The sequence below is a fragment of the Knoellia locipacati genome, assembly GCF_007992835.1.
Taxonomy (GTDB): domain Bacteria; phylum Actinomycetota; class Actinomycetes; order Actinomycetales; family Dermatophilaceae; genus Knoellia; species Knoellia locipacati.
Genome location: NZ_BKBA01000001.1, coordinates 24,878 through 49,551 on the forward strand (window position 1 = coordinate 24,878; position 24,674 = coordinate 49,551).

The following is a 24,674-nucleotide window of genomic DNA, read 5'->3' on the forward strand; positions in this document are numbered from 1 at the left end:
CGGACGCTCAGGCGTCGATCGAGGTGATCTTGACCTGGGTCAGCGGCTGGCGGTGGCCCTGGCGCTTGCGGTACCCGGTCTTGTTCTTGTACTTCATGATCGTGATCTTCGGGCCCTTGGCGGCCTTGACGACCTCAGCCTTCACGGACACCTTGGCCAGCTTGTCGGCGTCGGAGGTGACGGACGAGCCGTCGACGACGAGAAGCGGGATCAGGTCGATGCTGTCGCCGGCCTGGCCGACCTTGTCGATCAGAAGGACGTCTCCGACGGAGACCTTCTCCTGCCGACCGCCTGCGCGAACAATCGCGTACACAGTGGACTCACTTTCGGTTTCGGGATGCGCGCCTTGGATTGACCGGCTGACAGCTACCCCAGTGACACAGGACATCGGCTCGGTGGGCGCACCGACTGTCTAGGTTAGCGGTCGCCCTCGGCCTGCTCCAAATCCGCGGGGGCGGACTCGGCTGCGGGGTCGGCCTCGGACAGGGACTCGGCGTCGGCGCCACGCGGCGGACCCGCCGGGGCGACGACCCGGCCACGCTTGCGGCGCGGTCGGACGACGGGCTCGGCGATGGACGCCGGCTGGGCGACGGCCTGGACGGGCTCGTCCGCGGCGTCGCTGGTGCCGACCTCGACGATGACCGACGGTGCGCGGTCCGCACGGTCGGCCTGGTCCGCGCGAGCCGTGTCGGCGACGGGCGCGGCCTCGGGCGTCGGCTCGGACGCAGCGGTCGGAGCCACGTCGGCCTCGACGGCGGTCTCGGGCTCGGTGTCCGGGGCAGAGGACGGGGAGGCCTGTGACGCCTGCGTGGCGGCGTCGAGGCCGGTGCCGGTGAGGTCGGCGACGTCGTCGTCGGGGTGCTCGCCCGACATCGACTTGATCGCGGCTGCGTGGGCCGCCGCGGCGATCTGCGCGGCGGTCGGGCCGCTCGGCGTCGAGGGTGCCTGCTCGTCGGCCTCCGGGCGGGAGGGCGCCTGACCGGAGTCGCCGCCCTTGCCGCGGCGGCGGCCACGGGTCGAGCCGCTGCTCTTGTCGGAGCCGGCCGGTGCACCGCTGCCGTGCGAGTGACCGTGGTCGCCGCCCTGGCCGGAACGGTCGATGGGCTCGCCCTGGACGATGATGCCGCGGCCCGCGCAGTGCTCGCACTGCTCGGAGAAGACCTCGATGAGCCCGGACCCGACGCGCTTGCGCGTCATCTGGACGAGTCCGAGGGAGGTGACCTCGGCGACCTGGTGCTTGGTGCGGTCGCGGCCGAGGCACTCGAGGAGGCGGCGGACGACGAGGTCGCGGTTGGACTCGAGCACCATGTCGATGAAGTCGATGACGATGATGCCGCCGATGTCGCGCAGCCGGAGCTGGCGGACGATCTCCTCGGCAGCCTCGATGTTGTTCTTGGTGACCGTCTCCTCGAGGTTGCCACCCGAGCCGACGAACTTGCCGGTGTTGACGTCGACGACGGTCATCGCCTCGGTGCGGTCGATGACGAGCGAGCCACCCGAGGGCAGCCAGACCTTGCGGTCCATGGCCTTGGCGATCTGCTCGTCGACGCGGTAGTGCGTGAAGATGTCCTTGTCGGACGTCCAGTGCGTGAGGCGCTTGGCGAGGTCGGGGGCGACGTCCTCGACGTAGCCGCTCACCTCGGCCCAGGCCTGGTCGCCCGAGACGACGAGCTCGCTGAAGTCCTCGGTGAAGACGTCGCGGATGACGCGGACCGTGAGGTCGGCCTCGCCGTGCAGCAGGACGGGGGCACCGCCGTTGCTGGCCTTCTTGGAGGCCGCGGCCTTGGCCTTCTTCTGGATGTTGTCCCAGGCCTTGGTGAGCCGCTCGACGTCGGCGCGCAGCTCCTCCTCGGAGGCACCCTCGGCAGCGGTGCGCACGATGACACCGGCGGAGTCCGGGACGACCTCCTTGAGGATGGCCTTGAGGCGGGCCCGCTCGGTGTCGGGCAGCTTGCGCGAGATCCCGGTCATCGAGCCCTCGGGCACGTAGACGAGGTAGCGGCCGGGCAGCGAGATCTGGCTCGTGAGCCGGGCGCCCTTGTGGCCGATCGGGTCCTTAGTCACCTGGACGAGGACGGTGTCGCCCGAGCCCATGGCGTTCTCGATGCGCTTGGCCTGGTTCTGCTCGAGGCCGGCGGCGTCCCAGTTGACCTCACCGGCGTAGAGCACGGCGTTGCGGCCCTTGCCGATGTCGACGAAGGCGGCCTCCATCGAGGGCAGGACGTTCTGGACGCGACCGAGGTAGACGTTGCCGGCCATCGACGCGTTGGACTCGCGCGAGACGTAGTGCTCGACGAGGACGCCGTCCTCGAGGACACCGATCTGGGTCTTGTCGCCCTTGCCGCGAACGGCCATGACGCGCTCGACGGACTCACGACGGGCCAGGAACTCGGCCTCGGTGATGATCGTGCGGCGGCGACCGGCCTCGCGGCCCTCGCGGCGACGCTGCTTCTTGGCCTCGAGCCGGGTCGAGCCCTTGACGGCGGTGGGCTCGTCGCGGTCCTTGCGAGGCTCGCGCACCTTGGTCACGGTGCCGGGCGGGTCGTCGCTGTCGCCCGACCCACCGGAGCGGCGGCGACGACGGCGGCGACGGCTCGAGCCGCCCTCGCCCTGCTCGGAGTCGGCGGAGTCGTCGGCGGGCCCGTGGGAGCCGTCCTGGCCGTCGGCGTCATCGGAGGCGTCGGCGCTGCCGTCGCGCTGCTCGTCCGACTGCTCGGTCCGGTCGGAGGAGCCACGGCCACGGCGTCCGCGTCCGCCGCGACGACGGCGGCGGCCACCGTCCTGGGCCTCCTCGGCCGACTCGTCGGTCGTCTCCTCGCGCTCGTCGCGCTCGTCCTGCTCCTCGGCCTGGTCGGCGGGCTCGGCGGCAGCCTTGCCGCCACGTCGCCGGGAGGTCGCGGTCCTCGCGCTGCGGCCCTTGGTGCTCGGGGCCGTCTCGTCCTCGGCGCTGTCGTCACGGTCGGCACGCTCCGCCACGGGCTCTGGTGCCTCGACGCGCTCGGCGGGGGCCTGGGCGGGTGAGGTCGCTCGACGACGACGCGGTGCGGCACTCGCGTCCGGCGCCTGGAAGAGCAGGCCGAACGACGGGACGACGGGCGCCGCGGCGACCTCGTCGGCGGTGGCCGCGTCTGCCACGGTCTCGTCCTCGGTCTCCTCCGGGTCGACCTCTGCCTCGGAGTCGATGACCGCCAGGGGCTCCGGGATGACCTCGGCCTCGACCGCCGCGGCGGCCTTCCTGGACCTGGTGGCCTTCTTCGCGGTCTTGGCCGGAGCCTTGTCCGCGGCCGTCCCAGCAGCCGTGTCGGCCTTGTCAGCCTTGTCGGCCTTGCCGGCGGACCTGCCAGCGGCCTTCTTGGCCGACGTGCGCGCGGCCTTCTTGGGCGCGGTCTCGGCGGGAGCCTGCTCGGCGGCGCCTGCGTCCGCCGGCTCGTCGGCCGGCGTCGCGTCCGCACCGGGAGCGGCGGCGGGGGCCGTGGCCTTCTTCGCGGCCCGGCGTCGCTTGGGCGCTGCCTTGGGGGCCGCCTGCGCGTCCTGCTCGCCGGTGAGGTCGAGCGTGGGGTTCTCGCCCTCGGTCGTGCCGGTGGGTTCGTCGTGGGTTGCCATGGAGGTGGCCCTTCTGGCTCCACGTAGCCGTCAGCCACACCGTCTGGGTGGAACCCGGACCTGCCGGCCCCGTGGGGCTCGGAGTAGCGATCGTGTGCGGGTGAGTGCCCGACACGGAAGTCGTGTGCTTGCCCCTGGCAGTTCGCGCGGCGAGTGAACTCCGCTGCGGCACCGATCAGGGACCGTTGGCGTCCTTGTCGGCGGCCAGTGGATCGGCCACCCCGGCAGCTGCGGCGAGCAGCGGGCCCTGAGCCAGTCGTGTCACCAGAGGTGGCACCGGCGGCTCCAGCTCGGAGACTGCGTGCAGTGCGGTCAGGATGTCATCGGGGCGAACGGACGGTGTGGTGTGCCGAACGACCATCTGCAGTATCGCACACGACGGGTCCTCACCCCCGGTGGCGACCATGGACACGACGGCCGATCTCACGTCGAAGGTCTTGGGGCCGGTCTTGAACGTCCGGGTCACCTCGGCGAGGTCGGTCGCGAGGAAGCGCTCGACGGCATACGAGAGGGTCTCGAGGTCGACGCCACGCATCTCGAGGTGCCAGACACTGGCCTCGAGCCGCTCGGCGAGGCTCCCCGGTCCGGCCTCGACGACCTCGAGCACGTCGAGGTCCGGAGGGAGTGCGCCGTCGAGGGCGACGCGCACCGCCTCGGCGTCGACGCGCTCGGTCACCGAGATCTCGAAGTACTCCGCCTCGGACGCTGTGCCGGTCGGGGCGGCGTTGGCGTAGCTGATCTTGGGGTGCGGGTGGAAGCCGGCGGAGAACGCCATCGGCACGCCCGAGCGGCGCAGCGCCCGCTCGAGGGCGCGCGAGAAGTCGCGGGTCGACGAGAAGCGCAGCCGGCCGCGCTTGGCGTAGCGGATGCGCAGCTTCTGGACCGCGGGCGGCGGAGGAGGACCTTCGGGGGTGCGACGTGCCATGGTCGGGCCAGCCTATTTCAGGCGAAGGACGACGCCGTATGCCGCTCGCTCCCCTTCCGCTCGTCGCTCCCCCAACCGCGGCGCCCCGGACGCAGAACACCCGGGGCTGGTTTGGTCCGGCGGTCTCCCGTTCCGTACACTTCCCACCACGAGGGGAGTACTTCCCAAGCTCGTGCCGGTCAGTTCGGTCGCCCAGATGGTGGCTTCGGTACGACACCCGCGGCCCGCCGCAGGTGAAGGAGACCTCATGACGTCAACGTCGTGAGGCCTTGTCATGATCTCGCTCGTCCCTGCTGCCTCGACCCCCGTGGTCGGCACCCCCACCCTCTGGTTCCTCACCATCGGTGCGGTCCTCGCCCTCTTCGCCGTGGACTTCCTCGTCACGAGGCGTCCGCACGAGGTGTCGATGCGCGAAGCCGTCGCCTGGTCGGCGTTCTACGTCGCCATTCCCGTCGCCTTCGGTGTCTGGCTGTGGAACGCCCACGGCAGCCAGACCGGTGTGGAGTACTACACCGGCTACCTCGTCGAGAAGTCGTTGTCGGTCGACAACCTCTTCGTCTTCATGCTCCTGCTCACCGCGTTCGCGGTGCCGAAGAAGTACCAGCAGCGCGTCCTGCTCATCGGCGTCGCCGGCGCCCTCGTGCTCCGCGGCATCTTCATCGCGCTCGGGGCCCAGCTCATCTCGTCCTTCTCGTGGGCCTTCCTCCTCTTCGGCGCGATCCTGCTCGTCACCGCGGTCAAGGTGCTGCGTGACGCGCTCTCGCACTCGGACCAGGCCGTCGACATCTCGTCGCTGCGCACGGTCAAGCTCGTGCGCCGGTTCTGGCCGGTCACCGAGGAGTACCGCGGCACTCGGATGTCGGTCAAGGAGAACGGCCGACGCATCCTCACCCCGATGGCGCTCGTCGTCATCGCGATCCTCGGGACCGACATCGTCTTCGCGATCGACTCCGTGCCGGCCGTCTACGGGATCACCGAGGACCCCTACCTCGTCTTCGCGACCAACGCCTTCGCCCTGCTCGGCCTGCGCGCGCTCTACTTCGTCCTCCAGGGCGCGCTGGGCTCGCTCGTCCACCTCGGGCACGGGCTCGCCGCGATCCTCGCGTTCATCGGCGTCAAGCTCGTCCTGCACTGGGCGCACGACGTCTGGGCCTGGGTCCCGACCGTCCCGACGCTCGCCTCGCTCGGCGTCATCGTCGCCATCCTCGCGACTGCCGTGACGACGAGCCTCATCGCCTCGCGTCGTCAGGAGGAACGCGACCGGACCGAGCGCGACGAGGACCGCACCCCGGTGGCGTGACGTCCTCCTGACCGGCTGGGGCGGACCCGTGGACACGGGTCCGCCCCCACGGTGTCCTGAGAGGACTCCTCGATCAGGAGGCGCCGGGTGCGGCCGGCCACACGTCGGTGAAGTACTCGGGCACCGAAACGAACCCCGCCGCCGGTCCGCCGGCCCCGGTGATGCGCAGCGCCCGGTCGACCTCGGTGTCGAGGGTCGTGAGGGCGCCCTCGCAGGCGGTCATCGCGGTCCAGGGGTGGTTGCCCGCGTCGTCGGTGTCGTGGAGCAGACCGCAGCTCCAGCTGCCCTGCGCGCTCACCGACGGCGGGTCGCCCTCCTGACGGGGCGGGGGCGCCGGGGTGTAGTGGGTCAGGCTCGACGCGAGCGTCGAGAGCGCGGAGGCGACCTGCGAGAAGAACGTCTCGCCGGCGGTCGAGATCGAGGCCGACGCGGTCTTCATGTGGAGGGTGCCGTACTCCGCATACGAGGCACCGCTGCGCATCTGCGGGACGACCTCCCGGTACGCGCGGCCCGCCGGGCCCTTCCAGCTGTCGACCGCCGGGAGCTTCTTGGTGTCGACGTCGTCGGAGGCGTCCGAGGCGTGGCCGGAAGCCGTCTGCCACTTCGTGGACCGCCTGTCGAGGGCGTCGACCCACGCCGAGTCGTCGACGTAGTTCTCGGCCCAGGTGACGACCGCGGCCACCTGGTCGCGGTACTCGCCCCACGAGTGGCCCGAGCCTGGGCGGAACCCGTCGATGTAGTGCACGCCCTGCGGGCCGCACGTGTGCAGGTTGTGGCTGTTGACGTAGGCCATGTACTCGCCGTCGATCGTCGTGCCGTAGGTGCGCAACGTCCCGAGGGCGGTGTTCATCGAGCTCACCGACGCGCTGACCGTGCTCATCGCGACACCCCGTTCACCTCGGCCCGGACCCGCCCCGAGGGCAGGCGGTCGTCGGACACCTCGGTGACCTCGCTGCCCTCGACGTCGAGGAAGACGAGGTGCGGCTCTCCGTCGCGGACCTCGACCACGGCGTAGTCGGCACCCTCCGGAAGCGCCTGGCTCCACTCGGTGCGCGCCGGCTCGGCCGTCGGCTCGACCGCGCCGCTGCCGGCGACGACCCGCTCCTGCGAGGGGGCACCGGGCTCGACGAGCTGGGCGCTCGCGACCGGCCGCCCACCCTCGGACTGCCACTGCACTCCGGGGCCCCCGGTGTCGGCGTCCTCGTCGACGTAGGTGATCCGGGGCTCGCCGTCGACCATCGTCACGACGATCCGGTCGGCGCGGGCGGGGATGCGCTCGACATCGCGGCCGTCGACCGCCCTGCCCTCGCCCGGCTCCATGTCGCGCGGCGTCCAGGTCACGTCGCCCGTCTCGGGGTCGACGGTGCGGTCGAAGGTGATGTCGGGGTCCTTGGGGTCGGTCGGCATCGGGTGGCCGGCGCCGGTGCCCGTGCCCATGAGCTCGGCGTAGTGGTTGCTGCCCTTGCCCCCGTGGTCGCCACCGGAGGCGCCGCCGTCGCCTCCCGCACCGGTGCCACCACCTCCGCCGCCCCCGCCACCGCCCCCGGCGGTGCGGACGCGCGTGTCGGCGTCCTTGTCGCTGTCCTTGGTCCGGGTGGTGTTGCTGGTGACGTTGGTCGACGTCGCCCGGAGCCGCGACTCCCCCACCTCGAGCATGTTCCGCACGGCGAGGTCCGCCGCGGAGTATCTCGCCCCGACGACCGACTGGAAGCCGCCGAAGCTCACGCCGAGCGCCGGCACCGCCTGGTGCGCGCGGCCCAGCGCCTCCGACGCCGCACCCCACTGCGTCGCGTCCGCGTCCATGTCGGCCGGGACCACCTGGAACTTCACGTCACCCATGGCGTCGCCTCTCTGACTCCTGTGGTCGACGTCCCCCGCCGAACCCTCCGGCCCCGACGCTAGGGCACCCCACGCCCCCCGGCCATGGGGAGCACTCCCCCGAACCGCCCACGGACATGGGTATGCCGTGGCACCGGTCGGGTGCCACGGCATACCTGTCGTGCGTCGTCGCGGAGGGTCAGCGCAGGGTGACGTCCGCCCACACGAGCCGGTGGTCGCTCGTCGGGAACGGGAAGACGCCGGTGAGGCGCGAGAGCGGGTCGGCCTGGACCGGCCAGAAGACGCCGGCGTCGCGCACCGAGAAGTGCTTGGACAGCAGGGTGTAGTCGACGCGAAGGTTGCCGGGCGCGCTGTCGGAGAAGTCGGCGGTGTCGTACTTCGGGTCGCCGCGGTGGGTGAGGTTGGCGCCGCCCTGGAGATGTGCGGCCTCGACGGCCCCCGCGGAGGTGGCCTGCGGGTCGACGATCCGCTTGCTGTCGAGCAGCTGGTTGATGGCGTTGTCGTAGGAGTCGCCGTCGAGCGGGTCGGCGTTGTAGTCGCCGAGGATGACGAAGCGCTCGCTCGGGTTGAGGCCGCCGCGCCCGCCACGGTCGTCGTAGATGTAGCGGCCCTGGCCGGGCGTGACGTAGTCGGCCCAGAAGCGGATCTCGTCGTGGTTGCGGCGGCCGTTGCGGTCCTCGGGCCCGTCGAAGCTCGGCGGGGTCGGGTGTGCGGCGAGGACGTGGACGGTGCGCTTGCCGACCGTCACGGGGACGTCCCAGTGCGACTTGCTCGACAGGCGGAAGATGTCCTGCTCGGCCGGCGAGTACCAGTCGGTGGGCAGGACGTTGCCGGGCATGTCCTTCCAGAGGAAGTGCTGGAAGGTGCGCACCTCGTCGGTCCTGATCGGGTACTTGGACAGGACGACCATGCCGTACTGGCCCGGGAAGAGACCGAAGCCGAACGCGTCGTCACCACCGCCGACCGTGCCGTCGTTGTTGAGGTCGAAGCCGCTCGGCACACCGGTGTTGACGGGTGCGGTGAAGGCATAGGGGTAGTCGACGGGGGCAGCCCCGTTGTGACCGACCTCGAGGTAGTTGTCGCGGAACAGGTCCACGGCCCGGCCACCGTCGACGTAGTCGAACTCGTTGAGCAGGACGACGTCGGGGTTGGCGCGCTGGATGACCTCGGCGACCGCCTTGGCCTGGGCGTTGTCGGGGGTCGACAGATCGGTGACGAGCTGGCCGGCGGTGTTGCGGTTGAGCGAGAGGTTGTAGGTCGCGACCCGCAGCGACTGCGTCGAGTCGGGCTGGGCGGAGGCGCTGGACGCGGCAGCCAGCGGTCCGACGGCGAGCAGGGCTGCGGCCCCGATCAGGGCGGCTCGGGCGAGGTTCATCGGGTTCCTCCATGAGGGGTCGGCGGTGTCCCCAACCTAGTCAGGACCGGGGACCGACGCCTGTCCGCGCGGCGAACGGCTCATGAACCCGTATGCCGTCCGCCCCTGATCGCGCGCGAGTGCGCGCCCGGGCGCGGGCCTGGTCGCCACGCAGCGCGATGTCCGAGGAGACGAGGTTGACCGCCAGGGCCAGCCACGTGGCATAGGGGGTGGCGGCCTCGATGGCGGTCGCCGCGGTCGCACCGTCGGTCGACACGAGCTGCACGAGGACGAGCACCGCTCCCAGGGCGAGCGCGGTGACCGGGACGAGGGTCACGGCACACAGGCGGGTCCCCCAGCGGCGGGCGAGCCGTCTCGCGCCGCGGCGGCGCGCCTGCAGCGTGAGGGCCGCGACGACGAGCCACGTGAGCACGAGGACGACGAACCAGGTCATGACGACCAGACTCGCGGCGGTGACGCACGACCGACATCGGGTGCGTCCCCGAACGACCCCTGAGCGGCCCCTCAGTCGAGGCAGAACTCGTTGTCCTCGGGGTCGGCCATGACGATGAAGCCGGCCTCCATCGGAGGAGCCGGCTCGACGCGGCGCAGCCGCCGGGCTCCGAGTCCCACGAGCCTCTCGCACTCGGCCTCGAGCGCCGCCATCCGCTCGTCACCGTCGAGCCCGGGCGCTGCCCGCACGTCGAGGTGCACTCGGTTCTTGGCGACCTTGCCCTCGGGCACCTGTTGGAAGAACACCCTCGGCCCCGCGCCGTCCGGGTCCTCGATCGCCGATCGCGAGCTGTGCTGCTCCTCGGGCACACCGATGCGGGTGAGGAAGGCACCCCACGCCTGGAACGGGTCGGCGCCCTCGGACAGCTCGACGCCCGGCGGGCCCGGGATGCGGTAGCCGAGGGCCTGCGCCCAGAAGCGCGACTGCGCAGCGGGGTCATGGGCGTCGAACGTCACCTGGATCGTGCGGCTCATGCCACCCAGCGTGGCACTGGGCGCCGACAGCCGCCGAGCGTGACGTGACCCCCCGACGGGTCGGGGCTACGGGAGGTCAGGCGTGGGTGTGCGCCTGCTCGGCCATCGTGGCCCTGCCGGCGCCGAGCACGGTGAGCGGCAGCAGCACCTTGCCGGTGGGCCCGATCTCGATCTCGGTGTTCATCTGCGGGCACACACCACAGTCGAAGCACGGCGTCCAGCGGCAGTCGTCGACCTCGGTCTCGTCGAGGGCGTCGAGCCAGTCCTGCCAGAGCCACTCCTTGTCGAGGCCGGAGTCCACGACGTCCCAGGGGAGGAACTCGGACTCCTCGCGCTCGCGCGTGGTGTACCAGTCGACGTCGATCGGCCACTCGCTCGCGGCGAACGCCGTCTGCGCCGAGGCCATCCACAGGTCGTAGGAGAAGTGCTCGCTCCAGCCGTCGAACCGGCCACCGTCGCGCCACACCTGCTCGATGACGGCGCCGACGCGACGGTCGCCGCGGGACAGCAGTCCCTCGACGATGCCGGGCTTGCCGTCGTGGTAGCGGAAGCCGATGGAGGACCCGAGCCGCCGGTCGGAGCGGATGGCGTCGCGCAGCTTGGTGAGGCGCGCGTCGGTCTCGTCGGCGGAGAGCTGGCCGACCCACTGGAACGGCGTGTGCGGCTTGGGCACGAACCCGCCGATGGAGACGGTGCAGCGGATGTCCTTGCGACCGCTGACCTGACGCCCGGTCTCGATGACCCGCTTGGCCAGCTCGGCGATCTGGAGGACGTCCTCGTCGGTCTCGGTGGGCAGCCCGCACATGAAGTAGAGCTTGACGTTGCGCCAGCCGGCGCCGTAGGCCGCGGAGACGGTTGTGATGAGGTCGTCCTCGGTGACCATCTTGTTGATGACCTTGCGGATCCGCTCGCTGCCGCCCTCGGGCGCGAACGTCAGGCCGGAGCGTCGCCCGTTGCGGGTGAGCTCGTTGGCGAGGTCGATGTTGAAGGCGTCGACACGCGTCGACGGCAGCGACAGACCGGTGTTGGTGCCCTCGTAGCGGTCGGCGAGCCCCTTGGTGATGTCGGCGATCTCGGAGTGGTCGGCGCTGCTCAGCGACAGGAGCCCGACCTCCTCGAACCCGGTCGCGGCCAGGCCCTTCTCGACCATCTCGCCGATCCCCGTGATCGAGCGCTCGCGCACCGGGCGGGTGATCATGCCGGCCTGGCAGAAGCGGCAGCCACGCGTGCAGCCGCGGAAGATCTCGACCGACATGCGCTCGTGCACCGACTCGGCGAGCGGGACGAGCGGCTGCTTCGGGTAGGGCCACGCGTCGAGGTCCATGACGGTGTGCTTCGAGACGCGCCACGGCACACCGTGCTCGGTCGGCGCGATCCGCTGGATGCGCCCGTCCGGCAGGTAGGAGACGTCGTAGAACGCGGGCACGTAGACCCCGCCGGTGCGCGCGAGGCGCAGCAGCAGCTCGCGGCGGCCACCCGGCATACCCTCGCTCTTCCAGGCACGGATGAGCGCGGTGACCATGAGGACCGCCTCCTCGCCGTCACCGATGATCGCGGCGTCGACGAAGTCGGCCAGCGTCTCGGGGTTGAACGCGGCGTGGCCACCGGCGATGACGATGGTGTCGCCGTCGACCCGGTCGCGCGCGTGCAGCGGGATGCCGGCGAGGTCGAGGGCGGTGAGGAGGTTGGTGTAGCCGAGCTCGGTCGAGAAAGAAACGCCGAGGACGTCGAAGTCGCCGACGGCGCGGTGCCCGTCGACGGTGAACTGCGAGACGCCCGCGGAGCGCATGAGGGCCTCCATGTCGGGCCACACGGCATACGTGCGCTCGGCCAGGGCGTCGGGGCACTCGTTGAGGACCTCGTAGAGGATCATCGAGCCCTGGTTGGGGACACCGACCTCGTAGGCGTCGGGGTACATGAGCGCCCACCGGACGGTGTGCTCACCGCCGACGTTCCAGTCCTTGACGGTGGAGTTGAGCTCGCCACCGACGTACTGGATCGGCTTGCTGACCTGCTCGAGCAGGGGCTCGAGGTCAGCGAAGAGTGAGGCGCCGGCGGTACGGGTGTGCATCCGTCAAGGGTACGTTCGCGGCACCGCGAGCCCCAAAGTCGCGTGACACACTCCCCCGTCCCGGAGACATGTACTGGTCATGAGCCTGTCCGACCCGGGACCTCCCGACGCCGCGAGCGCCGCTGCACGCCTGCGCTTCGAGACGGTCTACGACGCGACGTATGCCGCGGTGCTGCGTTTCGCGCAGCGGCGCGTCCACCCGTCGCACGCCGAGGACGTGGCCGCCGACGTGTTCGTCGTCGCGTGGCGGCGGATCGCCGACGTGCCGCGCGAGCCCGACGAGGCGCGGGCGTGGCTGTTCGGGGTGGCCCGACGGCTGCTCCTGGCCAGCCAGCGTGCGGACCAGCGCCGGCACGCCCTCACCCTGCGGATCGCGGACGACCAGGTCACCGGGCGGCTCGGCTCCGGCGTCGACGCCGACCTCGTGCTCCACCACGTCGACCTCGCCCGGGCCTGGCGGCTGCTCAGCCCCGTGCACCAGGAGAGCCTCGCTCTTGTCGTCTGGGACGACCTCACCTCGCCCCAGGCGGCGGAGGTGCTCGGCATCTCGGCGGTGGCCTTCCGGCTCAGGCTGAGCCGGGCCCGGCGGGCGCTGCGACGCCACCTCGAGCCCGGCACCTCACCCACCACCACCACCACCACCACCACCACGGACCGCGCCCAGCAGAGGAGCACCCGATGACGACCCTCGACACCCGTGGCAGCGCGCAGCTCGACGCCGCGGTCCGGCGCCTCGACCCGGCGTCCCCCACCCTCACCGACGCGCAGCAGCGGCGCGCCCTCGACCTGCGGGAGCGGATCCTCGCGAGCGGTCCTGACGCCAACGTCCTCGGCCGACCGCCCCAGCAGCCGCTCCCCCCGGCGGGCGGCTCCCGGCGCCGTCGCCGCCGGCTCGTCGTCGCCGGCGGTCTCGTGGGCGCCGCCACGGCCGGGGTGCTCGTCGCGCCGCTGCTCGGCGACGAGCCGCGAGAGGCGGCGTGGTCCGCCACCCCCACGGCGATGTCGGCGGACGACGCTCGCGAGCTCGGCGAGTCCTGCCTCGACACGGCCCAGCGCGCGATCGAGCGCCCCGGGAGCCCCCCAGCGCAGGGGTCGTTCGCACCCGAGCAGCGGCGCGCCATGCGGGTCGTCCTCGGCGAGCGGCGCGGACCCTACGAGGCCGTGGTGCTCGGCAACGCCGCCGGCTACGACCTCGACTGCCTGTCGGTGGGGTCGGGCGTGCCGGTCGTCTCGGGTGGCCGCTACCCGATGGCGAACCCGGCGGTGGACGGCATCTCCCTGAGTGGTTCGGCGCAGTCGGTGGAGGGGGCCGATGGCGCAGGAGCTCCCGGGGAGATGGCGTCCACCGCCTTCGGGCGGGTCGGGTCGCAGGTCACCGGGGTGCGCCTGTCGACCCCCGCCGGGCCCGTCACCGCCAGCGTCGCGAACGGCTGGTTCGCCGCCGTCTGGCCCGGGACCGACACGATCGCGAAGCGGGACCCCTTCGCGGACGTGTCCGTGACCCTCACCCTCGCGGACGGGCGCACGACCGGACCCACGGCATACGCCTCCTTCCCGCAGCGCGAGGTCCCGGGCGGCTGAGGCGGCGCACACTGGTGGGGTGGATGCCGCGCAGCGGGTGGCGGAGGCGATGGCGGCGTGGCCGCGGGCGGACTTCCTGCCCCGGCGCGAGCGCCGTCATGCCGGGCGCGACGGGCCGCTCCCCATCGGTCACGGACAGACGAACTCCCAGCCCCGCACCGTCGCGGCGATGCTCGAGCTGCTCGACGTCCGCCCCGGTGACCGGGTCCTCGACGTCGGCGCGGGCTCGGCGTGGACGACGGCGCTCCTGGCCCACCTCACCGGGCCTGCCGGCTGGGTGGTGGGCGTCGAGCGGATCCCGGAGATCGTCGCGGTGGGCGCCGCGAACCTCGCCCGGACCGGTATACCGTGGGCCCGGCTCGCGCTCGCGACGCCGGGTGTCCTGGGGTCACCGTCCCACGGGCCGTTCGACCGGATCCTCGTCTCCGCGGATGCGCAGGCCCTCCCGCGCTCGCTCGTCGACCAGCTCGTGCCGGGCGGGGTGCTCGTCATCCCGGTGCGTGAGTGGATGCACCGCGTGGTGCGCGACCCGGGGTTCGACCGGGACGGCGTGGCCACCGGCGACGGGCAGGTGGAGATCCACGGCGCCTACCGGTTCGTCCCCCTCGTCGAGGACTGAGGCAACTGATTGCCGTGGGGTGCCGACCTCCCCGTCGCGAGGGTCGGTCGCAGCGACGCGACCCGCGACAATCTGCGGTGTCAACCTCCGGGTGTGTGTGGCTGACCCCGATGCGCCGGGCGACGGATGCGGACATGATGACCTCATGGTTCATCGCGTGCTCGTGGTGGACGACCACGACGAGGTCCGGTCAGCGATCGCGAGCATGCTGACCACCCAGGGCTTCGCCGTCATCGGCGAGGCCGCGAACGGTGCCGACGCCATGACGATGGTCCTCGAGGAGCGCCCCGACCTCGTGCTGCTCGACATCCGACTGCCCGGTCCCGACGGGTTCGAGGTGGCCCACCAGCTCGCCCGCCTCACACCAGCGCCGGCCGTCGTGCTCATCTCCAGCCACGAGGCACGCGTCTACGACCAACAGGTCCTCGGATCGCCGGCGGTCGCGTTCATCACGAAGAGTGACCTGAGCGGGGACACGCTGCGTCGGGCTCTCGGCGAGGTGACGCCATGAGGTGGCGTGTCGCGGTGGTCGGGGTGGTCTCCGTGGCCCTGGGTGTCCTGTCGGAGGGGGTGGGGTACGGCTGGGGGGACCCGCTGTTGTGGGCCCCCGACCTCGTCATCGGGCTCGTGTGGGCCGCAGCGGGGCTGCGCCTGTGGACCTCCCGCCCGCGCGCCGCGGCGCTGGCGTGGGGGGTCAGCGCGACCTGGTACCTGGGGAGCCTGCTGCCGATCGGCGTGTTCTGGCACCGGGCGCTGCTCATCCATGTGCTCGTGCTGCTGGCTGCCCCGCGCCCGAACCGGTGGGCACGGGTCGTGGTGCTGGGTGGCTACCTCGCATCGCTGTCCCCGGTGGTGTGGCGCGCCGAGGAGTCGACGATGCTCGTCGCCGCAGTGCTCCTCGTCCTCGTCCTCGGCGTCGCGCCGCGCGGCCGCGGTGCGGGGTCGCCGCTGACCCGCACGTACCAGACCTGCCTCGTCGTGACGCTCCTCGTGCTGCTCGTCAGCGCCGTGGTGAGGAGTGTGGCCACGGACCCGGGGCGGGGTGCCCTGCCCACCCTGCTTGCCTACGAGGCCGCACTCGCCGTCGTCGCCCTGGTTCTCCTCGCGACAGGAGACGCGGCTGACTCGGACTCCGTGGTGGACCGGGTGCTCGAGCTCAACGACGGCCCGGGGTCCTCGCTGCGTGACGCGCTGGCCGACGTGCTGGAGGACCCTGGGCTGGAGGTGGGCTACTGGCGCGACCACGACTGCCTCTACAGCGATCTCGAGGGGCGTGCGGTGGTGCCACCACCGGCCGGGCATCGGGTGGCTCTGCCCATCGACCGCGACGGCCGGCCGGTCGCCCTCGTCGTGCATGCCGCCTCGCTGCAGGGTGACCCCAGACTCAAGGCGGCCGTCGCCGTGGCCACGCGGCTGGTCACCGCCAACGCCGAGCTCAGCGCGCGGGTCGACGAGCGCCGCGCCGACCTCGCGGCATCGCGGCTGCGCCTGGTCCAGTCCGCCGACGGGGAACGTGCGCAGCTGGCCGCACAGCTGCGTCGCGGACCACTGGCCCGCCTCACGGCCCTGGGCACGATGCTCGATGCGGGTTCGGAGCCTCAGCCGCTCCTGGCCGAGGCGTTCGCCCGGGTCCAGGACGCGCTCGAGGACCTCGGTCGCTGGGAGCGCGGTCTGCACCCGCGCGAGCTGGACAACGGGTTGGGGCCGGCACTCACCAGCCTGGCCGGGCTCGGAAGCGTCCCGGTGACCGTCTCCGTCTCCCCCGGCCGTTTCCCCCGCGAGCTCGAGGCGGCCGTCTACTACGTCTGCGCCGAAGCGCTGTCCAATGTCGCGAAGCACGCGGCGGCCCGGCACGTCACCGTGGACGTCGCCCTGGGCGAGGACCGGTTGTGCTTCACCGTCGTCGATGACGGCTCGGGAGGCGCGGTCCCGACCGGCACCGGCCTGCAGGGAGCCCGTGACCGGTTGGAAGCCTTCGGTGGGACGTTCACGGTGACGTCGGTTCCGGGAGCCGGCACCACCCTCAGCGGCACGGTGCCGATGTCGCCGGAGGACGGGCCGGCCCCACCGTGAACGACGGGCCGGACCCAGGGCGAACCGGTCTCGCGGCGTTACCCGATCTTCGTGAACGGGCGCCCGGACCCGAAGATGGCCTCCACGAAGGTCGACTGACGCGGGTTGGTCGCGTCCTCGAGGTCCGAGAGGAGCAGACCCTCCGGTGTCCCCACCCAGGCAGCCGCGAGGGCTCCGGAGCAGTTGGTCTCGAAGCGCAGCTCCAGGCGCGTCGCCGTCGAGGAGTAGCTCCCCACACATGGCGGGAACGTGGCCCCCGGAGGCGGGGTCTCGGTGTAGACGCCTCCGTCCAGGGTGAAGGTCAGTGCCCCGACGTACTCCTTCGCGGACGCCTCGGGGATACCCGCGGCGACGAGCGACGCGAGCGTGTTGTCACGTCGGTAGGTGCCGTCGGGGATGAGGTTGGCACCAGCCGCAGGCGCCGACGTCGACGGCTGGGCCACTGCGCTCCCACACGCTGCGGGACGATCGCCCTCGGGCACGGCGACGGACTGCTTCAACCTGCCGATCGTGTCGATCATCGTCGCCGTCGCCGCGTCCTTCCTGAGCTGGACGTAGACAGGTGATGCCTTGGCCTTCCAGCTGGCCACGGCGGCCTGGGGCGCCAGCAGGGTCCTCCCGCCGGCCTTGCAGAAGTCGCTCGCAGCCTTGGCGTCGGTGGGCATCCCGGTGGCCGCCCAGGTGCGCGTCGCCACCGCGGCCTTCTTCAGCGCCTCCCGCTGCTCGATGCTGAGGCCCGCGAGCACGCCAGCGTTGGCAACGAGGGTCTCCACCTTCGGGTAGAGGGTGACGTTCGCGGTGCCGACGGCAGGGCGCGGCAGGTGGAGGGCGGCATCGTACGACGACTCGGCCGCGCTGATCGTCCCGTCGGCGACCGATGCACCGAAGTCCTTCCCGGGCCCACCCATGTCGGTGGGCCGCGCTCCGAAGGCCTCGAACGTCGCGTAGCCGACGTCCGACCTCGGCGTCCGCACGGTGCTCCCTTCGAGGTCAGCCGGGTGCAACAGAGGGTCCCCGAACGAGAACGGGTGCCGCATGGACTCAGGGACGAGGGCCAGACCGGTCAGCCCGAGCGGCTCCAGGCCGGCCAGCATCTCGCCGGCCACGTGGTCCGTCACAACGGCACGGACGAGGGCGTCCGAGTCGACGAGGAAGGGGGCATGGAGTGCCCTGAAGGTCGAGACGCCCTCGGTGTCCCAGGCCCTCGCCGGGATCATGCCGAGGTCGAGCGTGCCGGCGCGCACCATCCGGGCCACCTTCTGGTCCCAGTCCGCCTGGTCGGGCCCAGCGGCGCGCCACCTCGGCTTGATGACGATGGCTCCGTCGGAGAGGGCCGTCACCTGTCGGGTGAACTCGGCGACCACTCCCGCTGAGAGGCGGTCATCGGTGTCGTCCGTCCCGAGGGTGAGCATGACGGGTGGTGTGGACCCTCCAGCCTTGCTGGGGCCGGCACCGGAACATCCGGCGAGTGCAGCGGCGGAGGCGAGCAGGACCGTCGGCGCGATGATCGAGAGTCTGGACATGTTCCGGACCTTTCCTGGTGGGTCCCACGACCGTAGGGCGGGCGAACCACGGCGCACATCGCGGAAGACCCGACATCGATCAGCCGGGGATGTGTGGCTGTCCACTATGGCCCCGGGTGGCAGGGCGGACCGATACTTCAGCCATGAGTGATGCCGGCGGTCCTGCTGGCAGGGCGTTGGGCACTGCCGCTGCCGTGTTGGCGGGTGTCGCCACGGCCACGGTCCAGCTGTCCACCGACAGTGACCTCCTCACGACCCACGCGGCCGTGGGTCCCGCCGCGGGCGCGGTGCAGGTGGTCGCCTCCCTGGCCCTCGTGGGGGCGGGGCTCGTGGTCTGGTTCGGTGGGGGCCGGGGATCACCCGGGGTCGCTGTCCTGGGAGCCGCGGTGGCCTTCATGGCCCCCGTCTGGATCGGCTGGCAGGACGCGCCCCCGTGGGTGCAGAGCCTTGGGGCGCTCATCGCTCCGCTGCTTCTTCCCTGCCTCATCGACGTCGCCACGAGCTTCTCGACCGGAGCCGATGGGGGTGACCGACCCCACCGGCGCTCGGGACTGGTGCGGGTCGCATACGTCGTCACCGTGGTCCATGTCGTCCTGAGGGCGACACTGCACGATCCGTTCCTCGACCCGAACTGCTGGGCGGACTGCCGGGCCGACACCCTGCTCGTCCATCCGGCGCCCGACGCCGTTGCCGTGCTTGACCTCCTGTGGTCAGCCGCCGCCCTGCTGCTCGGAGCAGGACTGGTCCTCTCCTCGACGGTCACCGTGGCGAGGCGATCTTCGGCTGCGGTCCTCGACGTGGGGGTCGTCGTCACGGCGACCGCTGCCGTGTCGGTTCAGGTCGCTCGCGCCATGCTGTCCCCCGGCGCCGAGGACCCACGCCGTGAGGTCCTCCAGCTCCTGTTCGTCGTGGAGGGAGTGACACTCGTCCTCCTCGCCTGCGCCCTCGCCCGCTTCACCTGGTGTCGCGAGCAACACCGCGCATCCCTGCGCCGCCTCGCCGACGTGGCGAGCGAGGCTGCCGGCATCGAGTCGCTGGCGACCGCTCTGTCCAGGGCCACCGGGCTCTCCGACCTGGAGCTCGGCTACTGGGTGCCTGCGGCCGCTGGGCACGTCGACGCCGCCGGCCGGCCGATGCCGCCCGACCCGCACGGGCGTGACGTGTCGGTGCTACGAGGAGACGCCCCCGTCGCGGTGATCCGCAGCCATGAGGACCACGCGTCCATGGCTCTCATCGGCGAGGCACTCGGACCCGCGGCACGGCTGGCGCTCGACAACGAGCGTCTCCGGGTGGAGGAGGTCTACCACGTCCAGCAGCTCGCCGACTCGCGCGCCCGCATCGTCAGCGCGTCCGACCGAGCCCGTCGAGAGCTGGAGCGTGACCTCCACGACGGGGCCCAGCAGAGTCTGCTGGCGGTCCTGTATTCGCTCCAGGTGGCGGCCGCGGCCTCGCGCAACCGCGGTGACGACGCGCAGACGCGGGCCCTCGAGGGCTCCGTCGACGCTTGCCGCGCGGTCCTCGCGGAGTTGCGAGAGATCGCGCACGGGCTGTTCCCGGTCATCCTCGACACGGGCGGGCTGGCCGCCGCGCTCGAGAACCTCGGCGACCGGTCCGGCCTCGTGGTGACGGTCCAGGACAGGACTGTCGCGCCGCTGCCGAAGCCCGTCGCGCATGCGGGCTACCTGGCGGCCGCAGCGGCCGTCGCGGCCGCAACCGACTGCGGCCACAGCCGGGTCGACATCCGCCTCCATCACACCGCCGGCGAGCTCGTCGTCGAGGTCTACGGCGCGCCTGCCGGAGCGTACGTGCAGACACACGACCGTGTCGGTGCGCTCGGCGGACACCTGGTGCGCGACGACGAGAACCTCCGGGTGGTGATCCCGTGCGAGTAGTCGTCGCCGAGGACACCATGCTCACCCGCGCTGGCATCGTCCGGCTGCTCACCGAAGCCGGGCACGAGGTGGTGGGTGAGGCCGGCGACGCCACGGAGCTTCTCCGGCACGTCGCGCAGCAGGGCCCGGACGCCGTCATCGTCGACATCCGCATGCCGCCCACGCACACCGACGAGGGGCTGGTGGCGGCGCAGCAGATCGTCGATCGGCACCCGTCGGTCGCTGTCCTCGTGCTGTCACAGTACGTCGACCCCGCCTATGCCCTGCGGCTTCTGGAGGAGCGGCCGGAGCGGGTCGGCTACCTCCTCAAGGAGAGAGTCTTCGACGTCGTCGTCCTCGTCGACGCCCTGCGCCGGCTCCACGACGGGGAAAGCGTGGTGGACCCCAGCATCGTCAGCCGGCTGATGAGGCGGCCCCGCGCAGACGACCCGGTGGACCGGCTCAGCGCCCGCGAGCAGGAGATCCTCGCGTGCGTGGCCGAGGGACTGTCCAACCACGGCATCGCGGCGCGGCTCTACATCGCGGAGCGCACCGTCGAGGCGCACATCACCCGGGCCTTTCAGAAGCTCGGCCTCGTCGACGCTGCCGACGCGCACCGGCGGGTGCTGGCGACACTGCTCTACCTGCGTTCGGACAGCGAGCCGACGTCACCGACCCCGGCGACTGACTCGCTCCGCAGCCCACCGCCGGACGACTGAATTGCCCCTGGACGAGGCTGCCGATCCGGCAGCGCCGGATCCTCGCCTCGTCCAGGGGCCATCAGTTGCGGTGGGGTGCCACGGACCGACTGATTGCCCTTCCGGGACAACCTCGCTGGCGCTCGGCGTCCCGGAAGGGCAATCAGTCGGGGCTTCAGGCTCCGGCGTAGTGGGCGTCGAGCGCGTCCTTGTAGCGCTCCGACACGACCTTGCGCTTGAGCTTGAGGCTCGGGGTGAGCTCTCCACTGTCGACGGTGAGGTCGGAGTCGAGGATCGTGAACTTCTTGATCTGCTCCCACCGGTTGAGGCCGGAGTTGAGCTCGTCGACGTAGCCCTGGACCATCTCGTGCGCCTTGTCGGAGGTGACGATCTCGGCGTAGGTCCGGTCACCGAGGCCGTTGGCGACGGCCCAGCCCTGGATCGCGTCCGGGTCGAGCGTCACGAGGGCCGACACGAAGTTGCGGTCGGCGCCGTGGACGACGAACTGGCTGACGAACGGGCACATGCCCTTGAACTGCGACTCGATCATCGACGGGGCGACGTACTTGCCGCCGGACGTCTTGAAGAGGTCCTTCTTGCGGTCGGTGATCCGCAGGAAACCGCGGTCGTCGAGCTCACCGATGTCGCCGGTGCGGAACCATCCGTCGGCGTCGAGCACCTCGGCCGTCGCCTCGGGGTTGTTGTGGTAGCCGTCCATGATGCCGTCGCCGCGCAGCAGGACCTCGCCGTCCTCGGCGATCCGGACCTCGGTGCCGGGCAGCGGCCAGCCGACGGTGCCGTAGCGGTAGGCCGACGTGCGGTTGACCGTCGTCGCCGCACATGACTCGGTGAGCCCGTAGCCCTCGCCGACGAGCATCCCCATCGAGTCGAACCAGCGGCCGACGTCCTGGTTGAGCGCCGCCGAGCCGGAGATGAAGAGCCGGACCCGCCCACCGAACCGCTCGCGCACCTTGCTCAGGACGAGCTTGTCGGCGAGCGAGTACTTGGTCGCGAGCAGGCCGCTCGGGTCCTTGCCCTCGGCGCGCAGGTCGCTCACCTCACGCCCGACACCCTCGGCCCAGCGGAAGAGCTTGAGCTTCACGCCGCCGTCCTCCTCCATCATCATCTGGACCCGGTTGTAGGCCTTCTCGAAGATGCGGGGGGCGGCGCCCATGAAGGTCGGCTTCACGACGGCGAGGTTGTCGACGATCTTGTCGATGCGCCCGTCGATCGCCGTGCAGAAGCCGATCTGGAGCGGGAGCGTGAGGAGCAGCTTGCCGAAGACGTGGGCCAGCGGCAGCCAGAGGTACTGCAGGTCGTCCTCGCGCAGGATGCCGATCGAGTCGGTGGCGGCGGCCTCGTAGGTCCACGCCCGGTGGAGCAGCCGCACGCCCTTGGGCCGGCCCGTCGTGCCGGAGGTGTAGATGATCGTCGCGAGGCGGTCGGGGGTGAGGGCGTCGATCCGCTCGTCGATGAGCCCGGGGGTCCGCTCGAGGCCGGAGCGCCCGAGGGCGGCCAGGGCGTCGAGGCTGATGACCCAGTCGTCCTCACCGGAGGCGGCCTCGGGGTCGAAGGTCACGACCTTGGTCACACCCGGCACGGACCCGGCGATCCGGCGCAGCTTGGCGACCTGCTCCGCGTCCTCGGCGAACACGACCTTGCTCTGCGAGTCGGCGAGGATGAAGGCGACGTCGTCGTCGATCGTCGTCGGGTAGATCGTCGTCGTGACGCCACCGGCGACCATGACGGCGAGGTCGGCCAGGGCCCACTCGTAGCGGGTGGCCGAGGCCAGCGCCACGCGGTCCTCGGGGCCGATGCCGAGGGCGACGAGTCCCGCACCGATCGCGTCGACAGTGGACTTGGCCTCCGCCCAGGTCACGGTGAGCCACTCGTCACCGCTCGCGGAGACCTTGGCGTACATGAACGCGGGTGAGTCGGGTGTCCTGGCGACGCGCTGGCGGAAGAGGTGGCCGACGCTGGCGGCGCGCTCCTCGATCAGGCGGTGGTCGACGGCCTCGTCGGCCGGGCTGTGGGTCTGCGGGGTCGCTGAAGGCATCGGGGTTCCTCGTCATTGGGGAGCTCGTGGCGCGAATGCTGCCACAGCGGACGGCGTCCCGAGGCCGCCTCGGGCCAAACGTGACCGACGAGTAATAGGAGGCGGCGTCAGACGCGGTCCCGGTGCGCCGCGGCATACGCCGCATTGACGACACCGACGGCGAGCCAGGACGCGAACATCGAGGACCCGCCGTAGGACACGAACGGCAGCGGCAGGCCGGTGACGGGCATGACGCCGAGGTTCATGCCGACGTTCTGGAAGACCTGGAACGCGAGCCAGGTCCCCACGCCCGCGCCGAGGAAGCGGCCGAAGGCGTCACCCGACCGCCCCGCCACGACGAAGATCCGGATGACGATGAACCCGAGCAGCACGAGCAGGCCCGCGGCGCCGATGTAGCCGAGCTCCTCCCCCGCGACCGAGAAGATGAAGTCGTTGAGCTGGTAGGGCACGAACCCGCCCTGCGTCTGGCGCCCCTCCATGAAGCCCTGGCCGCCCCACCCGCCGGAGCCGATGGCGAGCCGCACCTGGCGGGTCTGGTAGCCGATGCCCTGCGGGTCCGCGCTCGGGTCGGCGAACGCCAGCAGCCGGTCGCGCTGGTAGTCGCTGAGCAGCGGTGTCGTGAGCGCGGCGACGACGAGGCCGACGGCCGCGACCCCGATGCCGACGACCCAGCGCCGGGGAGCGCCGGCGACCGCGATGACGACGAAGGCCAGGGCGCCGAGGACGACGGCCGAGCCGAGGTCGGGCTGGAGCATGATGAGCGCGACCGGGACGGCGGCGAGGAGCCACCCGAGGGCGACGTCACGGTTGCTCGGCGCCACCCGCCGCTCCCACCGGTCGGCGAGGACGAACGCGAGCACGAGGGCCAGTCCCAGCTTGGCGAACTCCGAGGGCTGCACGGTGAACCCCGCGACCACCGGGATCCACGAGCGGGAGCCGTTGATCGTCGTCCCGAGCGGGGTGAGCACGGCGACGAGGCCGACGAGCGAGAGCCCGTAGATCCACGGTGCGACGAGCCGCAGCCCGTGGTGGCCGAGGCGGGCGACACCGAGGGCGAGCGTGATGCCGATCGCGGTGTTGAGGAGGTGACGGACGAGGTATGCCGTGCCGGCCGTCTCGTGCGTCGCGGACCACACGAGGAGCGCGCCGACGACCGAGGTCCCGGCGGCCCCCACGAGGAGGCCGAGGTCCTGGCGGAGCCAGCGGCTCAGGAGTGGACGATCTGGGTGAGCACCGTGCGGCACTGCTCGACGTCCTTGGCCATCGCGACGAGGAGGTCGTCGATGCTCTCGAAGCGCAGGGTCGGGCGGATGTGCTCGACGAACTCGACCATGACCCGCTCGTCGTAGAGGTCGAGGTCGTCGCGGTCGAGGACGTAGGCCTCGACGGTGCGCCGGTCCTCGGTGTCGAAGGTCGGGTTGGTGCCGATCGAGATCGCCGCCGGCATGGTGCGGTCCGGCTCCCCGGCCTCGATGCCGAGCCGGGTCAGCCACCCGGCGTAGACGCCCTCGGCGGGCACGAGCCCCAGCGAGTCCGGCGACAGGTTGGCCGTCGGGTAGCCGAGCTCGCGGCCGCGGTGGTGCCCGTGGACGACGGTGCCGACGACGCGGTGCGGGCGGCCGAGGGTGCGCGCGGCCGCCGCGACGTCACCGGCGTCGAGCGCCTGGCGCACGGAGGTGGAGGACCAGCGGTGGCCCTCACCGACGTCCTCGATGGCGACGACCTCGAAGCCGTGGGTCGCCCCCAGCTCGCGCAGGGTGTCGACGTCACCGGAGTTGCGGCAGCCGAACTTCGTGTCGACACCGACGACGACAGCCTTGGCGTGCAGGCCCTCGACGAAGGTCGTGCGCACGAACTCCTCCGGGGACTGCTGCGCGAACTCCTTGGTGAACGGCAGGACGAGCAGGCCGTCGATGCCGGTCGTCTCGAGCAGGTCGTCACGGATCGAGCCGGGCGAGATGAGCTGGGGCGCGCGCTCGGGGTGGAGCACGGCGAGCGGGTGCGGGTCGAAGGTCACCGCCACGGCGGGCAGACCGAGGTCGTGGCCGGTCTCGACGAGCTGGGTGAGCACCGCCTTGTGGCCGCGGTGGACGCCGTCGAAGTTCCCGAGGGTCACGACGCAGGGTCGCAGCTCGTCGGGCGTCGAGGCGGGGTCGGTGAAGCGGTGCACGGTG

The 24,674-nt window shown here is 71.8% G+C and carries 21 protein-coding genes; 8 read left to right on the forward strand and 13 right to left on the reverse strand.

Annotation, left to right across the window (positions count from 1 at the left end; genetic code table 11):
* Window positions 1–7 precede the first annotated feature (7 nt).
* The 3 genes from rplU to KLO01_RS00140 all read right to left on the reverse strand — a co-directional run bounded on the left by rplU (window position 8) and on the right by KLO01_RS00140 (window position 4,528).
* Window positions 8–313, reverse strand: a complete 306-nt coding sequence (gene rplU, locus KLO01_RS00130; protein ID WP_147061515.1) for a 50S ribosomal protein L21 — start codon at window positions 311–313, stop codon at window positions 8–10.
* A 104-nt stretch (window positions 314–417) separates the two neighbouring features.
* Entirely contained in the window at window positions 418–3,603 is a 3,186-nt protein-coding gene (locus tag KLO01_RS00135) for a ribonuclease E/G (RefSeq protein WP_147061516.1), read from the reverse strand.
* A 175-nt stretch (window positions 3,604–3,778) separates the two neighbouring features.
* Complete coding sequence (locus tag KLO01_RS00140; RefSeq protein ID WP_147061517.1) at window positions 3,779–4,528, reverse strand: TIGR03936 family radical SAM-associated protein; 750 nt, start codon at window positions 4,526–4,528, stop codon at window positions 3,779–3,781.
* Between the two features lie 274 nt (window positions 4,529–4,802).
* Between KLO01_RS00140 and KLO01_RS00145 the strand changes: the two genes are divergently transcribed.
* Window positions 4,803–5,828, forward strand: a complete 1,026-nt coding sequence (locus KLO01_RS00145; RefSeq protein ID WP_147061518.1) for a TerC family protein — start codon at window positions 4,803–4,805, stop codon at window positions 5,826–5,828.
* Window positions 5,829–5,901: 73 nt separating this feature from the next.
* Here KLO01_RS00145 and KLO01_RS00150 read toward each other — a convergent pair whose 3' ends face one another.
* The 6 genes from KLO01_RS00150 to KLO01_RS00180 form a co-directional block, all read right to left on the reverse strand.
* Window positions 5,902–6,708: a hypothetical protein gene (locus KLO01_RS00150; RefSeq protein WP_147061519.1), complete on the reverse strand. Its 807-nt coding sequence runs from the start codon at window positions 6,706–6,708 to the stop codon at window positions 5,902–5,904.
* Window positions 6,705–7,667: a hypothetical protein gene (locus tag KLO01_RS17000; RefSeq protein ID WP_186827860.1), complete on the reverse strand. Its 963-nt coding sequence runs from the start codon at window positions 7,665–7,667 to the stop codon at window positions 6,705–6,707. The genes KLO01_RS00150 and KLO01_RS17000 overlap by 4 nt, the downstream gene beginning before the upstream one ends.
* Before the next feature lie 178 nt (window positions 7,668–7,845).
* Complete coding sequence (locus KLO01_RS00165; protein WP_147061520.1) at window positions 7,846–9,042, reverse strand: endonuclease/exonuclease/phosphatase family protein; 1,197 nt, start codon at window positions 9,040–9,042, stop codon at window positions 7,846–7,848.
* A gap of 40 nt (window positions 9,043–9,082) precedes the next feature.
* Complete coding sequence (locus tag KLO01_RS00170; protein ID WP_147061521.1) at window positions 9,083–9,475, reverse strand: hypothetical protein; 393 nt, start codon at window positions 9,473–9,475, stop codon at window positions 9,083–9,085.
* A gap of 71 nt (window positions 9,476–9,546) precedes the next feature.
* Complete coding sequence (locus KLO01_RS00175) at window positions 9,547–10,008, reverse strand: VOC family protein (protein WP_147061522.1); 462 nt, start codon at window positions 10,006–10,008, stop codon at window positions 9,547–9,549.
* A 76-nt stretch (window positions 10,009–10,084) separates the two neighbouring features.
* A complete protein-coding gene (locus KLO01_RS00180; protein ID WP_147061523.1) occupies window positions 10,085–12,079 on the reverse strand; it encodes a TIGR03960 family B12-binding radical SAM protein in 1,995 nt (664 codons plus the stop codon).
* Between the two features lie 79 nt (window positions 12,080–12,158).
* Between KLO01_RS00180 and KLO01_RS00185 the strand changes: the two genes are divergently transcribed.
* From KLO01_RS00185 to KLO01_RS00205, 5 genes are all read left to right on the forward strand, one after another.
* Window positions 12,159–12,761, forward strand: a complete 603-nt coding sequence (locus KLO01_RS00185; RefSeq protein WP_147061524.1) for an RNA polymerase sigma factor — start codon at window positions 12,159–12,161, stop codon at window positions 12,759–12,761.
* Window positions 12,758–13,660 carry a hypothetical protein gene (locus KLO01_RS00190; RefSeq protein WP_147061525.1) on the forward strand — a complete coding sequence of 301 codons (903 nt, stop codon included), beginning with the start codon at window positions 12,758–12,760 and terminating at the stop codon, window positions 13,658–13,660. Before KLO01_RS00185 ends, KLO01_RS00190 begins: the two co-directional genes overlap by 4 nt.
* Window positions 13,661–13,679: 19 nt before the next feature.
* A complete protein-coding gene (locus tag KLO01_RS00195; RefSeq protein ID WP_147061526.1) occupies window positions 13,680–14,279 on the forward strand; it encodes a protein-L-isoaspartate O-methyltransferase family protein in 600 nt (199 codons plus the stop codon).
* A gap of 145 nt (window positions 14,280–14,424) precedes the next feature.
* Complete coding sequence (locus KLO01_RS00200; protein WP_147061527.1) at window positions 14,425–14,790, forward strand: response regulator transcription factor; 366 nt, start codon at window positions 14,425–14,427, stop codon at window positions 14,788–14,790.
* Complete coding sequence (locus tag KLO01_RS00205; protein ID WP_147061528.1) at window positions 14,787–16,352, forward strand: sensor histidine kinase; 1,566 nt, start codon at window positions 14,787–14,789, stop codon at window positions 16,350–16,352. The genes KLO01_RS00200 and KLO01_RS00205 overlap by 4 nt, the downstream gene beginning before the upstream one ends.
* Before the next feature lie 38 nt (window positions 16,353–16,390).
* Here KLO01_RS00205 and dctP read toward each other — a convergent pair whose 3' ends face one another.
* Window positions 16,391–17,875, reverse strand: a complete 1,485-nt coding sequence (gene dctP, locus KLO01_RS00210; RefSeq protein WP_147061530.1) for a TRAP transporter substrate-binding protein DctP — start codon at window positions 17,873–17,875, stop codon at window positions 16,391–16,393.
* 143 nt (window positions 17,876–18,018) lie between these two features.
* Between dctP and KLO01_RS00215 the strand changes: the two genes are divergently transcribed.
* Window positions 18,019–19,767, forward strand: coding sequence for a histidine kinase (locus tag KLO01_RS00215; RefSeq protein WP_186827861.1), 1,749 nt, complete (start codon window positions 18,019–18,021; stop codon window positions 19,765–19,767).
* Window positions 19,758–20,465, forward strand: coding sequence for a response regulator transcription factor (locus KLO01_RS00220; RefSeq protein ID WP_147061532.1), 708 nt, complete (start codon window positions 19,758–19,760; stop codon window positions 20,463–20,465). Before KLO01_RS00215 ends, KLO01_RS00220 begins: the two co-directional genes overlap by 10 nt.
* Window positions 20,466–20,619: 154 nt before the next feature.
* Here KLO01_RS00220 and KLO01_RS00225 read toward each other — a convergent pair whose 3' ends face one another.
* From KLO01_RS00225 to KLO01_RS00235, 3 genes are all read right to left on the reverse strand, one after another.
* The gene (locus KLO01_RS00225) at window positions 20,620–22,500 is read right to left on the reverse strand and encodes an AMP-dependent synthetase/ligase (RefSeq protein ID WP_147061533.1); all 1,881 of its coding nucleotides are present in this window, start codon (window positions 22,498–22,500) and stop codon (window positions 20,620–20,622) included.
* Window positions 22,501–22,607: 107 nt separating this feature from the next.
* Window positions 22,608–23,744: a rod shape-determining protein RodA gene (gene rodA, locus KLO01_RS00230; RefSeq protein WP_147061534.1), complete on the reverse strand. Its 1,137-nt coding sequence runs from the start codon at window positions 23,742–23,744 to the stop codon at window positions 22,608–22,610.
* A complete protein-coding gene (locus tag KLO01_RS00235; protein WP_186827862.1) occupies window positions 23,708–24,670 on the reverse strand; it encodes a bifunctional riboflavin kinase/FAD synthetase in 963 nt (320 codons plus the stop codon). The genes rodA and KLO01_RS00235 overlap by 37 nt, the downstream gene beginning before the upstream one ends.
* Between the last annotated feature and the right edge of the window lie 4 nt (window positions 24,671–24,674).

Coding starts and splice junctions, on each gene's coding strand:
- dctP (WP_147061530.1), bottom strand. CDS start 17,875: ATGTCCAGACTCTCGATCATCGCGCCGACGGTCCTGCTCGCCTCCGCC.
- KLO01_RS00135 (WP_147061516.1), bottom strand. CDS start 3,603: ATGGCAACCCACGACGAACCCACCGGCACGACCGAGGGCGAGAACCCC.
- KLO01_RS00140 (WP_147061517.1), bottom strand. CDS start 4,528: ATGGCACGTCGCACCCCCGAAGGTCCTCCTCCGCCGCCCGCGGTCCAG.
- KLO01_RS00215 (WP_186827861.1), top strand. CDS start 18,019: ATGAGTGATGCCGGCGGTCCTGCTGGCAGGGCGTTGGGCACTGCCGCT.
- KLO01_RS00190 (WP_147061525.1), top strand. CDS start 12,758: ATGACGACCCTCGACACCCGTGGCAGCGCGCAGCTCGACGCCGCGGTC.
- KLO01_RS00165 (WP_147061520.1), bottom strand. CDS start 9,042: ATGAACCTCGCCCGAGCCGCCCTGATCGGGGCCGCAGCCCTGCTCGCC.
- KLO01_RS17000 (WP_186827860.1), bottom strand. CDS start 7,667: ATGGGTGACGTGAAGTTCCAGGTGGTCCCGGCCGACATGGACGCGGAC.
- KLO01_RS00175 (WP_147061522.1), bottom strand. CDS start 10,008: ATGAGCCGCACGATCCAGGTGACGTTCGACGCCCATGACCCCGCTGCG.
- KLO01_RS00170 (WP_147061521.1), bottom strand. CDS start 9,475: ATGACCTGGTTCGTCGTCCTCGTGCTCACGTGGCTCGTCGTCGCGGCC.
- KLO01_RS00180 (WP_147061523.1), bottom strand. CDS start 12,079: ATGCACACCCGTACCGCCGGCGCCTCACTCTTCGCTGACCTCGAGCCC.
- KLO01_RS00225 (WP_147061533.1), bottom strand. CDS start 22,500: ATGCCTTCAGCGACCCCGCAGACCCACAGCCCGGCCGACGAGGCCGTC.
- KLO01_RS00150 (WP_147061519.1), bottom strand. CDS start 6,708: ATGAGCACGGTCAGCGCGTCGGTGAGCTCGATGAACACCGCCCTCGGG.
- KLO01_RS00145 (WP_147061518.1), top strand. CDS start 4,803: ATGATCTCGCTCGTCCCTGCTGCCTCGACCCCCGTGGTCGGCACCCCC.
- KLO01_RS00185 (WP_147061524.1), top strand. CDS start 12,159: ATGAGCCTGTCCGACCCGGGACCTCCCGACGCCGCGAGCGCCGCTGCA.
- KLO01_RS00205 (WP_147061528.1), top strand. CDS start 14,787: ATGAGGTGGCGTGTCGCGGTGGTCGGGGTGGTCTCCGTGGCCCTGGGT.
- KLO01_RS00200 (WP_147061527.1), top strand. CDS start 14,425: ATGGTTCATCGCGTGCTCGTGGTGGACGACCACGACGAGGTCCGGTCA.